11 protein-coding genes, 1 tRNA gene and 1 pseudogene are annotated in these 12,386 nt (G+C 69.6%); 10 read left to right on the top strand and 3 right to left on the bottom strand.

The annotated features are described in order from the left end of the window. Positions 1-71 precede the first annotated feature (71 nt). From OHN74_RS37710 to OHN74_RS37725, 4 genes are all read left to right on the top strand, one after another. Complete coding sequence (locus OHN74_RS37710; RefSeq protein ID WP_327699048.1) at positions 72-980, top strand: intradiol ring-cleavage dioxygenase; 909 nt, start codon at positions 72-74, stop codon at positions 978-980. A gap of 35 nt (positions 981-1,015) precedes the next feature. Continuing rightward, the gene (locus OHN74_RS37715) at positions 1,016-2,056 is read left to right on the top strand and encodes a maleylacetate reductase (protein WP_443060588.1); all 1,041 of its coding nucleotides are present in this window, start codon (positions 1,016-1,018) and stop codon (positions 2,054-2,056) included. A 61-nt stretch (positions 2,057-2,117) separates the two neighbouring features. Continuing rightward, complete coding sequence (locus tag OHN74_RS37720) at positions 2,118-3,029, top strand: YceI family protein (protein WP_327699050.1); 912 nt, start codon at positions 2,118-2,120, stop codon at positions 3,027-3,029. 115 nt (positions 3,030-3,144) lie between these two features. Next, positions 3,145-3,912 carry an NPP1 family protein gene (locus OHN74_RS37725; RefSeq protein ID WP_327699051.1) on the top strand — a complete coding sequence of 256 codons (768 nt, stop codon included), beginning with the start codon at positions 3,145-3,147 and terminating at the stop codon, positions 3,910-3,912. A gap of 10 nt (positions 3,913-3,922) precedes the next feature. On the opposite strand, the gene OHN74_RS37730 is transcribed toward OHN74_RS37725, so the two are convergent. After that, entirely contained in the window at positions 3,923-4,429 is a 507-nt protein-coding gene (locus tag OHN74_RS37730; protein ID WP_327699052.1) for an excalibur calcium-binding domain-containing protein, read from the bottom strand. A gap of 166 nt (positions 4,430-4,595) precedes the next feature. Between OHN74_RS37730 and OHN74_RS37735 the strand changes: the two genes are divergently transcribed. The 3 genes and pseudogenes from OHN74_RS37735 to OHN74_RS37740 all read left to right on the top strand — a co-directional run bounded on the left by OHN74_RS37735 (position 4,596) and on the right by OHN74_RS37740 (position 6,742). Next, positions 4,596-4,669: transfer RNA gene (locus OHN74_RS37735), tRNA-Pro, on the top strand. A gap of 746 nt (positions 4,670-5,415) precedes the next feature. Further along, positions 5,416-5,484, top strand: a pseudogene (locus OHN74_RS42985) (hypothetical protein); the annotation flags it as partial. 364 nt (positions 5,485-5,848) lie between these two features. After that, positions 5,849-6,742 (top strand): IS982 family transposase, encoded by an 894-nt coding sequence (locus OHN74_RS37740; RefSeq protein WP_327694926.1) that lies wholly within the window; start codon positions 5,849-5,851, stop codon positions 6,740-6,742. Positions 6,743-6,876: 134 nt separating this feature from the next. On the opposite strand, the gene OHN74_RS37745 is transcribed toward OHN74_RS37740, so the two are convergent. Further along, entirely contained in the window at positions 6,877-8,142 is a 1,266-nt protein-coding gene (locus OHN74_RS37745) for an IS701 family transposase (RefSeq protein ID WP_443060410.1), read from the bottom strand. A gap of 970 nt (positions 8,143-9,112) precedes the next feature. On the opposite strand from OHN74_RS37745, the gene OHN74_RS37750 reads away from it, so the two are divergent. From OHN74_RS37750 to OHN74_RS37760, 3 genes are read left to right on the top strand one after another with little or no spacing between them, the layout of a single operon-like run. Then, positions 9,113-9,562 carry a hypothetical protein gene (locus OHN74_RS37750; protein WP_327699053.1) on the top strand — a complete coding sequence of 150 codons (450 nt, stop codon included), beginning with the start codon at positions 9,113-9,115 and terminating at the stop codon, positions 9,560-9,562. 48 nt (positions 9,563-9,610) lie between these two features. Then, on the top strand, positions 9,611-10,279 hold the full coding sequence (locus tag OHN74_RS37755) for a response regulator transcription factor (RefSeq protein WP_327699054.1): 669 nt from the start codon (positions 9,611-9,613) through the stop codon (positions 10,277-10,279). 36 nt (positions 10,280-10,315) lie between these two features. Then, the gene (locus OHN74_RS37760; protein WP_327699055.1) at positions 10,316-11,539 is read left to right on the top strand and encodes a sensor histidine kinase; all 1,224 of its coding nucleotides are present in this window, start codon (positions 10,316-10,318) and stop codon (positions 11,537-11,539) included. A 231-nt stretch (positions 11,540-11,770) separates the two neighbouring features. Here OHN74_RS37760 and OHN74_RS37765 read toward each other — a convergent pair whose 3' ends face one another. Continuing rightward, positions 11,771-12,355 carry a hypothetical protein gene (locus OHN74_RS37765; RefSeq protein WP_327699056.1) on the bottom strand — a complete coding sequence of 195 codons (585 nt, stop codon included), beginning with the start codon at positions 12,353-12,355 and terminating at the stop codon, positions 11,771-11,773. Positions 12,356-12,386 lie beyond the last annotated feature (31 nt).

Consider the following 12,386-nt stretch of genomic DNA (forward strand, 5'->3'; position numbering starts at 1 on the left):
TGCCGACGGACGTGCTGACACAGATCCTCGGACATGCCTGACCGGGCGAGACGGGATGAGGAGCGCGCGGAATGACCACTGAACCAAAGACGAGTGACAGCGGTGAGGGTGCCGGTTTCACGACCGCCGTCACCGAGGCCGTCGTCGACAGCATGCGCGGCACCGCCGACCCGCGTCTGCGTGAGCTGCTCACCGCTCTCACCCGGCACCTCCACGCCTTCGTGCGCGAGACCGAGCCGACGATCGGCGAGTGGGAGCGGGCCATCGGCTTCCTGACGGCGACCGGGCAGAACTGCACCGACACCCGGCAGGAGTTCATCCTGCTGTCGGACGTCCTCGGTGTCTCCATGCTCGTGGAGACCCTCAACGGCCACCGCGACCCGGGCGCCACCGAGTCGACCGTGCTCGGTCCCTTCCACATGACCGAGTCGCCGGTACGGCAACTCGGCGCCGACATCGACCTGGTGGGCGCCGGTGAGCCGTGCGTGGTCAGCGGGCGGGTGCTCGACCGGGACGGAACGCCGTTGCCCGGAGCGGTACTCGACGTCTGGCAGGCCGACGCCGAGGGCTACTACGACGTCCAGCAGCCGGACGTCCAGCCGCCGGGCAACGGCCGCGGGCTCTTCACCGCGGACGCGGAGGGCCGCTTCTGGTTCCGCACCTGTGTGCCGAGCCCGTACCCGATCCCGACGGACGGCCCGGTCGGCGAACTGCTCAACGCCACCGGCCGGCACCCCTTCCGACCCGCCCACATCCACTTCATCGCCACGGCCGAGGGCCACGAGCCCGTCACTACCCACATCTTCGTCGCGGGCAGCGACTACCTCGACTCGGACGCCGTGTTCGCGGTGAAGCAGAGCCTGGTCAAGGACTTCACCGAGACCGACGACCCGTCCCTGGCGGGTGAGTTCGGCATGCCGAACCCCTTCCGCCACGCACGCTTCGACCTCGTACTGGAGAAGTCGGAGAACAAGTCGTGACGACCGGACCGGACTTCGTGTACGAGGCCCAGCCGATGCGGGTCGTGCTGCGGGCCGGGGCCGCCGTCACCGCGACTGCCGGGGAGGCCGAACGCCTTGGTCTGCGCCGGGTGTTGGTCGTCTGTGGCGCGCGCGGGAAAGGCACCGCGCAGGCGGTCGCCGACTCGCTGGGACCGGCCCTGGCGGGTCTGCACGACGAGGCGCGGACGCATGTGCCCGTCGAAGTCGCCGACCGGGCCGTCGAGGTGGCGCTGGCCATGGGCGCCGACGGGTGTGTGGCGGTCGGCGGCGGCAGCGCGATCGGCCTCGGGAAGGCGATCGCGCTGCGCACCGGGCTGCCGTTGATCGCCGTGCCCTCCACCTACTCGGGGTCGGAGATGACCCCCGTCTGGGGCCTGACCGAGAAGGGCGTGAAAACCACCGGCCGCGACCGATCGGTCCTCCCGCGCAGCGTGGTGTACGACCCCGAGCTGACCCTCTCCCTGCCGGTCCCGCTCTCGGTCACCAGCGGCATCAACGCGATCGCCCACGCGGTGGAGGCCCTCTACGCCCCCGACGCCTCCCCGCTCGTCTCCCTGATGGCGCAGGAGGGCGTACGGGCGATGGCCGAGGCACTCCCGGACGTGGCCGCGGATCCCGCGTCCCTCGACGCGCGCGGCCGGGCCCTGTACGGGGCATGGCTGTGCGGCTCCTGTCTCGGCGCCACGACCATGGGCCTGCACCACAAGCTCTGCCATGTCCTCGGCGGCACCTTCGGCCTGCCGCACGCCGAGACGCACACGGTCGTCCTGCCGTACACCCTGGCCCACAACGCGCCCGCCGCACCGGAAGCGGCCCACGCCGTCGCCCGTGCGCTGGGCGGCGCTGCCGATGCCCCAACTGCCCTGTGGGAGCTGGCCGGACGCCTGGGCGCCCCGCGTTCTCTCGCCGAACTTGGCCTCACCGAGGCGGATTTGACGGTTGCGGTTACCCAGGCGGCCGGGCAGCCTTACCCCAACCCGCGGGAGGTCACGCCCGAGGGTGTGCTCGGTGTGCTGCGGGCGGCGTACCGGGGCGAGGCGCCCGGCACGGGCTGAGACACACCGGCACTTCACCCGACCATGACGGCACACAGCAGAAGAACAGAAAGGTGAACCCATGGCCCTCGCACTGCTCAGGCGCCTGCGGTCCAGAGGCGTCTCCGATCGCGCGGGCCTCTCCCTTCCCCTGCCGCCCGGCGCGGGATCCCTCGGCTGCGAGGTGCTGGACCCGCTCGGCCAGCCCATGGGCGGCGCCGAAGTGACCGTGAGCGCGACCGACGCACACCAGGTGATGGCACGCGGTACGACGGACCCCTACGGCTACTTCCTCGCCATCCTTCCGTCGGGCCGCTACAGCCTGATGATCTCCGCCGAGGGCCTGACGCCGCATCGCGAGACGGTCGACCTCCTCGACGGGGTGATGCTGCCGACACAGCGCGTCCAGCTGGAGCCGGCCCGGCGGCTGGACCTCCCCGTGCCCGGCACCTGGCTCTTCGACCCGCCGCACACCGCGATCCGGTTCATCGCCAAGCATGTCGGAATGGGCGATGTGCACGGCCGCTTCGAGCGGTTCGAGGGCGGCATCCAGGTGGCACGGACGATGACCGAGTCCAGGGTGCAGGTCCGAATCGACGCGTCGAGCATCACGACCGGGAACCGGACCCGGGACAACCACCTGCGGTCGGCCGACTTCCTGGACGTCGAGCGCTTTCCGTACATCGACTTCGTGAGCTCGCGTTTCTCCTACCGGGCCGGCGCGAAGTGGGCGGTGCAGGGCTCGCTCTCGATGCACGGGGTGAGCCGCTCGATATCGCTGGACACGACCTACCTGGGGTCCGTCAACGGCGGCTACGGCGAGGAGTTGCGCTGCGCGGCCCGCGCCCGGGCGGAACTGCACCGCGAGGACTACACCCTCAACTGGCGTTCCATGCTGGCCCGGGGAATCGCGGTGGTCGGGCCGACGGTCCAACTGGAGCTGGACGTACAGGCGATGTACCGGACGCACGACACTCCGACGCCGCCCGAGTGATCCGCACGTCCGCCGGGCGCGCTCGAACCTTTCCTTCCGAGTGACCGATCCGTGATATGGGCATGCCAACCTGACCGAACCGCCGTACCCGCACGGCATCGATCAGGAGGCCCCCGTGAAGAGACGTGTGCGCACCCGCAGAGCCTCGCTCGTCCTCGGCAGCGCGGTGGCGCTGGTCGTCGCCTTTCCGGGCACCGCCCTCGCCGCCCCGCCCGGGGCCCTGCCGGCCAACGCGGACGGCACCGAGCAGACGTACCAACCGGCGTACGACTACGACACGGACGGCTGCTACTCCACCCCCGCCATCGGTGCCACGGGCACCCTCAACGGTGGCCTCAAGCCGACCGGTTCCCTCAACGGGCAGTGCCGGGACGCCTCCGACCTCGACAACACCAACGGCTACTCCCGCTACAAGTGCAACAACGGCTGGTGCGCGATCATCTACGGCCTCTACTTCGAGAAGGACCAGGCACTCGCGGGCAGCAGCATCGGCGGGCACCGGCACGACTGGGAGCATGTGGTGGTGTGGGTGCGGGACGGCGTGGCGGAGTACGTCTCGACCTCCAACCACGGCGGCTTCACCGTCCACACCCGGGACCAGGTCCGCTGGGACGGCACGCACCCCAAGATCGTCTACCACAAGGACGGCATCAGGACGCACTGCTTCCGCCTCGCGGGCACCAACGACGAACCCCCGGAGAACCACAAGGGAACCTGGCAGTTCCCGGCGCTGGTCGGCTGGAACGGCTACCCGTCGGGCATCCGGGACAAGCTGACCTCCGCCGACTGGGGCAGCGCCAACTTCGGTCTCAAGGACGGCAACTTCGCCTCCCACCTGGCGGCGGCCATGCCGGCGGGCATCGCGTTCGACCCGAACGCCTGACCTCTGCCCGTCACTCGCAGCCGACGCCGTCGCCGTCCCGGTCGAGATGCCGGCCGTAGCCGGGATCACCGACACGCACCGGGGCGGCTCCGGCGGCGCGGGCAGCCGTGCAGTTCGCGTAGTACACGCTGTCGTCGCCGGACCCGGAGCCGTCGTCCGATCCGGTGTCGGAGCCGGTGTTGGTGTCGACGGCCGGCTCGGCCGTCACCGTCCTCGTCGCCCGAACGGTGACGGTGGCGGCGGGTTCGGGCGTGGCTGTCACGGTGCTCGTGACCGTGGCGGTCGCCGTCGCCGTCGCCGTCACGGTCGCCGTGGGCGCCGGGTCGGCGGCCACCGCGTCCTTGCCGTCCCCCTGACCGCTTCCCCCGATGCCGACGCCGAGAAGGAACACGAGCCCGAGGGCGGGCAGGACGAATCTCTTACGAGCCCATCTCGGCCCCTGCCCCCGACGGTCGGGCGTCGGCCCCGGTATCGGAGCCTGTGGCGCGTTCCCGGGAGTGTTGTACGGATTGCTCATGGTCGTCCCCCTGTTGTGTTTCGGGTGGGACGACGGTAGTGCGGCGGATGGGACGGTAAAGGCCCTTTGGTGTCCCGGTGACCGTTCCGTAACCGCTCGGAGGCGCGGCGGGTGTGCGGTAGGGTTTGTCTGTGCGATCACGCGGGGCAACCGTGGGTCGACGCACCGGGACGTGGCGCAGCTTGGTAGCGCACTTGACTGGGGGTCAAGGGGTCGCAGGTTCAAATCCTGTCGTCCCGACTGGAGACAGTCGCAGGTGAGGGCCGGTTTCGGAGACATCCGAAACCGGCCCTTGGCTGTTTTCGGGGGACCGGTTGGGGACCAGGGTCCTGGACCGGCGTCAGCGGGTCATGACGATCGGGCTCGGCGGGGAGCGTGGTGCGCGGAGCACGCTGCGGTGCGCGGAGAGTGCTGCGCCCGCGGCCGTGATCTTGTATACGTCCGGGTGTGATGGTGGAGTCGGGTATGGGAACCGCCCGAATAGGTCTGACCCGAGTGCCGTGAAAGATCTTGAGGGCCTGACAAACTCGGCGTTGACGCCGATCTCCGACGCGAGATCAAGCCGAATCCGTCCTGCTGGGGCCGATGCCGTGCGGAAGAGGCGCTCCTGCTTCAATCGGCTGGTTGTCCCCGCACTCTTTCCAGGAGCCTCTGTGACGTCGGTCCAGCCCCAACCTGAGTCGGCGCAGATACAAGAGCTCCTCGTCGCCGGGCAGGAGGCGGCTGAGGGCGGACGCTGGGTAGATGCGGGGCTTGCCTGGATCCAGGCTGCCAAGCTGGGCAGCCTGGACGGCGCGAACGCCGCCAGCAGATTCGCGGCCCCGCACATCAGACCGCTGGCTGATGCGGGAGACCCTGCCGCGCAGGCTCTGATGGCGGGGATCTTGATGGACTACTTCACCGAGGACGCCCTTCCGATGGCGGTCGGCTATGCCAGGGCCGCGGCCGCCGCTGGTCACGCCGTCGGCCTTCGCACCTTCGGGTTCATGCTGGTGCGAGGCAAGGGAGTGGAGGAGGACCGTGACGAGGCGCTGGAGCTGTTTCGTGCGGCAGCCGCGAAAGGGGACGCCTACGGGGCCTTCAACGCTGCGGTCACCCAGGGGGAAGGTAACTGTCGCGCTGACCGTGACGAGTACCTCCGGCTGCTGACCCAGGCCGCCGACGGAGGCATCGCGCAGGCTGCCGCGGTGCTGGGAGACGAGTTGGCGGCCGACAGACGCAACGAGGAAGCCCTGAGCTGGTACGTGCGGGCAGCCGAGAACGGTCACGCCGGCGCGGCGGATGTCGCGGCCGACTGGTACCGGGACGGCATCGGTACAGAAGCAGACCCCGTGCAGGCCATGCGTTGGCTCCTAGACGAGTCATTCCGAATGCTGACGGTGTGTCCGGGAACGCAGACAGGGCGTCCAAGATCGTTGTGTGACGAACAACCTGGACGCCCTGCTGACCGCACTGTACGTGAAGATCGACGACGAGATCGGGGGTACCCGGTGGCTGGGCCGGCCGCCGCGGCTGACGGATTCCGAGCTTGTCTGCCTCGCTGTCGCGCAGGCGTTGCTGGGCTTCACCTCGGAGTCGCGGTGGCTGCGGTTCGTGGACTCCCGCCTGGGCGGGATGTTCCCGTACGTGCCCAGGCAGCCGGGCTGGAACAAGCGGCTGCGGGCTGCGTTGCCGTTGGTCAAGAAGGCGATACGGCTGCTGGCCGTCGATACGGACTTCTGGTTCGACAACCACTGGATCGTCGACTCGACGCCGGTGGAGTGCGGTCGCTCGCGTCCGACGGTGAAGCGGTCGGACATGGCCGGCTGGGCCGGATACGGGTACTGCGCCAGTCACAGCCGGTTCTTCTGGGGCCTGCGCCTGTTCCTGGTGTGCACCCCGACCGGGATGCCGATCCTGTGGGCTCTGGCGACCCCGAAGTTGGATGAGCGCGAGGTACTGACCGCGATGCTCGACCGCGAACCCGAGACGGTCACGAACCGGCCGGGGCTGCTGGTGATCTCCGACAAGGGTTTCGCTTCCAGGGAGTTCGAGGCCGATCTGGCCCTGAGGGGCGCTGAGTTGCTGCGGCCGTCGTTCAAGCGCGAGAAGAAACGCAAGGGCGAGTCCCTGCTGAAGTCGGTGCGGCAGTTGATCGAGTCGGTCAACGACACCCTCAAGGGCCAGCTCGACCTGGAACAGCACGGCGGCCGGACCTTCGAAGGCGTCGCCGTCCGCGTCGCCCAGCGCGTCCTCGCGATGGCTGCTGCGATCTGGCACAACCACAAGACCGGCCAGCCGGTCCTACGATCCCTCATCGCCTACGACCACTGATCACATCGGAATGACTCGTCTAGTAGGGCTTGGTCATGTTGGTGCGAGGTCTGGCATGTCGCGGTGACAGGTGGGGCAGGCGCCGGTCCAGATCACGAGGAGTAACTGCAGCTCGCGAACGACTCGGTAGAGGCTCAGGCCGACGCCGTCTCTTTTGGGGATCGGCTCAGTCGCTGCAGGGTGCAGAAGGCGTGGGCGACCGAAACGAGGGTGACGTGGTGGTGCCAGCCTGGCCAGGTTCGGCCTTCGAAGTGGGCCAGGCCCAGGGCCTGCTTCATCTCTCGGTAGTCGTTCTCGATGCGCCAGCGAAGCTTCGCGGTGCGCACGAGGACGGGCAACGGGGTGGTCTCGGGCAGGTTGGAGAGCCAGAACTGCACGGGCTCGTCCTGGTCGGCTGGCCATTCGGCCAGCAGCCAGCGCACCGGCAGTTCGGCGCCGGGGGTGGCTTTGCAGATCTCACGTCCGGCGGGCCGGATCCGCAGGGCCACGAAGCGCGAGTACATGCGTTTGTGCCCGCTGCGGCCACTGCCCGGCCGCGATCCCTCCCTCCACTGCACTGGCCGTGCGGAAGATTTGCCGGCCGCGATGACCAGGCTCTTCACCCTCTGTGCCAGCTCGGGGTAGGCAGGAACCGGCCGTCGTCCCCGGCCGGGGTAGGCCGGGGTGCACGGCTGTGCGTCCCCGGGTTGCGCGGTGGTCGTGGTCGAGATGCCCACCACGTAGTGGAGACCGCGTTCCTCCAGGCCAAGCCGGAAGGCGGCGGTATCCCCATAGCCGCCGTCGGCGATGACCTGGGGCACCTCGATGCCCCAGGAGCGCGTCTCGTCGATCATGTCGAGGGCCAGCTGCCACTTCTCGACATGGCCCGCCTGGGCAGGGATGGCGCACTTGGCACGGCGGACCACTTTGACCGGATCCGCCTTCGGCGAGGCGGGATCCCAGCTCTCGGGCAGGAACAGACGCCAGTTCACCGCCGCCGAGGCGCCGTTGGAAGCCAGGTGCAGCGAGACCCCGGCCTGGCAGTTGGTGACCTTGCCCGCGGTGCCGGTGTACTGCCGGGTCACGCACGCGGACGCGTCCCCGTCCTTGAGGAACCCGGTGTCATCGATGATCAACGCGGTGGGCTTGATGACCGGCTGCATCCGCCAGGCCAAACGGGCCCGGACATGTGCCGCGTCCCACGGGCTGGAAGTGACGAAGTGGGCCAGGGCCTGCCGGTTCCCGTCTTCGCCCAGGCGGGCGGCCATCGGCTCCACCGACTTGCGCCCGCCGTCCAGCAGCAGGCCCCGCAGATATACCTCGCCCCACCGCCGCTGATCTGCCCGCGCGAACGGCTCGAACATCTCCGCCGCGAAGTCCTCCAGATCACACCGGACCGCAGCCAACTCCCCACCCAGCACACCCGATCAACGGCACGACCGATCAGGAAGACACGCCATCAAGGACCGCACCTGACCAAGCCCTACTAGTGCTGACCGCGCGATTGAACGTCGACGCCGTTCACCGGGCCCATCGGGTTGGCGCGCGGATGACGGACGAGGAGATCCTTGAAGCAGGACGGCTCGCGGATCAGCCCACCGAGGCCCAGGTCATGGTCTCCACACTCTCGAGAGCCCGCGAGCGCGAATGACAATGCCGAAGCGACAGGGCACCGTCCTGATCCGGCCTTTCACGAACCTGCGGTCAGAGCGCCCGAGTACCTCAGCCGACGCGGACCCACACCGTGAAGTCGTCGGCGAGTCCGGGCGAGTTGGACGCATATCTGGTTGAAGTCGGCCTCGGTCAGCGCGGCGGTCGGCCCCACGGTTGTCATCCGCTCCTCGGGGCGCGAGGGCTCGTCGTCGTACCAAAGTCCGGGTTCGCTGATCCACTGGTGGCGTGCTGCGGCTCCGTCGGGGTCTCGGGTGAGGTCGCCGATGGCCGTGACCTGGTTCTGTAGCCAGAAGGCTTAGTTCCGGTGACGTGGATACCCAGGGTGCGGGCGAGGACCGCGGCGGGCAGCTCGGTGGCGAGCTGGAACAGCGCGGTTGAGCGCCGATCCGCACGGGCCCGCAGGGTGCTTACGGTGACGTCGTGAGCGTGTGGCACGAGACCGGTGGGCCGGTCGTGCCCCGTGACCGTCGGCGCAGCAGGCCGCCCGGCCCGGGAAGTCGTTGCGGTGCGGCAGCGAAGGTGTCTCCGGGGGTGGCCGGTCGAGCAGGCGAATTCAGCGCTTTCGGGGCCCGACAAATGGAACCCGCACGCTTCCTGGTGCCTCTACATGACCGGGAACCGACCTACCGGTGTGGCGCAAACCTGGTCACCGGCTTTTCGTCGCTCGTCCCGACGACCACCACCGTTTACAGACCCGCCTCACGGGAGGAGCACACGATGCGACGCAGCCGGTTCGTGCCGTGCGTCGTGCTCGCGGCCTGCCTGACCGGGTGCGGTGCGGTGGACGAGGGCCCCCGCGACGAGGGCCCGGCCCCCACGGGGATCACGTGGACGGGGCCGGTGTACGTGGAGAACTGGATGGCCGAGCCACAGCAGCGGCCGGATTTGGTGAACCTCACCGATGACACGACCCTGGACCGGTTGAGATGGCGGGGCTGGGGGTCGCCCCGAGCCACGGCCACCGGCTTCGTGGTCGAGTTTGGCTGTCTGCCCGCCTGCGGCGACGACGGGCCCTTGAGCTATCCGGTCCGGGTTGTACTGAGCGGTCTGGTGAAACAGCAGTATGCGGCGTACTACGGTCACGCCTCCGTCACGGCGGTACGGCTGCCCGCGCCCGACTGGGCCGAGGACGTCTCCGACGTGGCTTTGCACGTGCCCAGGGCCTGACCGTGAGGCCGAGAAAAGTGTCGACGATGTCTCCGAAGAAGTGAGCCCATGCACGATGTTCTGCTGGTCGAGGACGACGAGATGATCCGGGAGGCGACCCGGCTCACCCTGGAAGGCCGCGGTTACACCGTACGGGCCGCCGCCGACGGAGAGGTCGGACTCGCCCTCTTCCGGGAGCGGCACCCGGACGTGGCCGTGCTGGACATCATGCTGCCCCGGCTGAACGGGGTGAGTCTGGCCGCCCGGATCCGCGAGGAGTCCGGGGTGCCGGTTCTGCTGATCTCGGCACGCAACGACCCGGTGGACGTGGTCATGGGTCTGGAAGCGGGCGCCGACGACTACGTCGCCAAGCCGTTCGACGGCCCGGTTCTGGTGGCCCGTATCCGAGCCCTGCTGCGCCGGGCCGCACCCGCCGAGCGGCCGTCGTCGAAGGGCCCCCTGCGCTTCGGGGACCTGGTTTTCTGTCCGGTGTCACTGGAGGTGCGCCTGGACGGCCGGATCCTCGCCCTGACCGCCACGGAGCTGAAACTGCTGCGGGAGTTCGCCGCGTCCCCCGGCATGGTCCTCACCCGGGACCTGCTCCTTGAGCGGGTGTGGGACTACGCCTGGTCCGGCGACACCCGGGTGGTCGACGTGGGCGTGAAGCGGCTGCGGGCCAAGATCGGCCGCGAGCGCGTCGAGACGGTCCGTGGCGTCGGCTACAAGCTGCGTGGCTGAGGCGGGCACCGTGCACCATGTCCGGAGGCGGTCCGCATGAACATCGGCACCAAGGTCGCGCTGGCCGTCGCCACCACGGCCGTGTGCGTGGCCGCCACGATCGGTGTGCTCGTCCACCGGATCACCGCCGGGAACCAGCTGGCCACCGCCCGTGCCGAGCTGGACCGGCAACTGATGAGCGCCGCGTACGACTTCACGGCCGCCCGGAAGTCCGCAGCACGCGTCGACCCCTCGAACCTGCCCGGCCCAGTGGCCGAGGCCGTCCGCCGGGGGGTTCGGGTGACTTACCTGCAGACGGATGGCACGCGCCCGGTGCTGTGGGCGGCGACCCGCGTTTCGGACCGCAACGTGCTCGCGCTCTCACGCTCCTACACCCCCGAGGCGCGGTCCCTGGCCGCGCTGGACGGGACACTGGCCGCCGCGGGTGCGGCCGCCACTTTTGTCGTCTCCCTGGCCGGACTGATACTCGGTACGCGGGTGGGCCGCCGGGCCACGGCTGCCGCCCGCACCGCCGAACGCATCGCCGACGGCGAACTGGACGCACGAGTCGACCCGGACGGCCGCGACGAGATCGCCCGTCTCGCCGTCTCCGTCAACTCCATGGCGGACGCGCTGAGCGCCCGCCTGGAGTCCGAGCGCCGGGTGACAGCCGACATCGCCCACGAACTGCGCAGCCCGATCACGACCATGGCGACCGCGAGCGGACTGCTGCCGTCCGGCCCGGCGTCGCGGCTGATGGCCGCCGGCGTGGACAGGCTGCGGGGGCTGGTCGAAGACGTGCTGGAGGTGGCCCGTCTCGACGCCGACGCCGCGACGGTGGAGTGCGAGCCGCGCCAGATGAGCGCCATGGCCCGCCGCGCGGTCAACGGACTGGACGCTGTGGAGGTCCGCGTCGTCCAGGACGCGGTCGTCACGACCGACCCCCGCCGCGTGGAGCGGATCGTCACCAACCTCGCCGCCAACGCGCTCAGCCACGGTGCCCCACCCGTGCTGGTGGAGGTCGCCGGCACAGAGATCCGCGTCCGCGACGACGGCCCCGGCTTCCCGCCCGAGCTGCTCGCGGTACTGCGCACTTCCGGCCCTCAGCGCTTCTTCACCGGTTCCGCGGCCTACGGCACGGGCCTTGGTCTGACGATCGCCGTCGGCCAGGCACGCCTGATCCGCGCCTGGCTGTCCTTTCGTAACCGCCCCGAGGGCGGCGCGGAGGTGGTCCTGCGGCTGCCGGCCGATGGGCCTGACAGCGACCGTACAGATACGTGACGAAGGGGCTGTGCCGTGGTTGGAAGCCGTTACGCGTTCGAGGGCCCCGGCGGAGTCGGCTTCCCTACCCGCTCCTCAAGGGTGAGCCGGGTTGCCCCGCGGGTGGCTCCCCGGACTCACTCCTCGTCAGCCAGGTCAACACCTGATGACCTGCGACCGCCCTTCCGGTTCGGCGGCTGGGGCGCCCCGCCCCTGGTCGGGATGCGGGGCGCTGCCGTCAGCCGGGCCGGTTTACCGGAAGCCGATGAACCGGAAGGACTTGTAGTGGTCGATCGAGACCCAAGTGGGCTGCACGCCCCTCCCGAGCGCCCGGACGATGCGGAAGTTGCCGAGCTTCTTGGCGCTGTCCGCACTGGGGCGGAAGTCGTAAAGGTGTCCGTAGTACTCCTGGAAGCCGCTCTGGAAGTGGGTGTAGTCGCTGCCGGCGCCTCCCCCGTGCAGCCAGCGGGTCAGGTCAGCCCCGTTGTCCCAGTACCGGCCGCCTGTCGAGACGTATCTCCGCACGAGCTGGTGGGTCTGGGTGAGTTGAACGTCGTACTCCCATGATTCGTAACGCTCGCCCGTGGGCCAGTCGAAGTCGTCCAAGGCGTTCACCGCCTCCTGGAGACCGCGCGGAACCGCTTGGACGTTGTTCTCGTCGCCGGTGATCTTTACCTGCGGCGAGCAGGACGTCGAGGGCAGGCTGGAGCAGCTGGCTCCCGAGGCGGCGTGCGCGGTCCCCGCCATGCCGAGCCCGCCGAGCGTGAGGCTCAGTAGCAGGGCCGGAATCGCGGCCTTCCGCGCGGTCCGAAGACCGGGTGTGAGAGGGGAGGACATGGACTGGCTCCTTGGTCTGTTGGTCGGTCGG

Source organism: Streptomyces sp. NBC_00459, from assembly GCF_036013955.1.
Classification (GTDB): Bacteria; Actinomycetota; Actinomycetes; order Streptomycetales; family Streptomycetaceae; genus Streptomyces.

Excerpts from the sequence above, each read along its gene's own strand:
- OHN74_RS37760 (WP_327699055.1), top strand. The coding sequence starts at position 10,316 with ATGAACATCGGCACCAAGGTCGCGCTGGCCGTCGCCACCACGGCCGTG.
- OHN74_RS37765 (WP_327699056.1), bottom strand. The coding sequence starts at position 12,355 with ATGTCCTCCCCTCTCACACCCGGTCTTCGGACCGCGCGGAAGGCCGCG.
- OHN74_RS37715 (WP_443060588.1), top strand. The coding sequence starts at position 1,016 with ATGCGGGTCGTGCTGCGGGCCGGGGCCGCCGTCACCGCGACTGCCGGG.
- OHN74_RS37730 (WP_327699052.1), bottom strand. The coding sequence starts at position 4,429 with ATGAGCAATCCGTACAACACTCCCGGGAACGCGCCACAGGCTCCGATA.
- OHN74_RS37720 (WP_327699050.1), top strand. The coding sequence starts at position 2,118 with ATGGCCCTCGCACTGCTCAGGCGCCTGCGGTCCAGAGGCGTCTCCGAT.
- OHN74_RS37755 (WP_327699054.1), top strand. The coding sequence starts at position 9,611 with ATGCACGATGTTCTGCTGGTCGAGGACGACGAGATGATCCGGGAGGCG.
- OHN74_RS37750 (WP_327699053.1), top strand. The coding sequence starts at position 9,113 with ATGCGACGCAGCCGGTTCGTGCCGTGCGTCGTGCTCGCGGCCTGCCTG.
- OHN74_RS37710 (WP_327699048.1), top strand. The coding sequence starts at position 72 with ATGACCACTGAACCAAAGACGAGTGACAGCGGTGAGGGTGCCGGTTTC.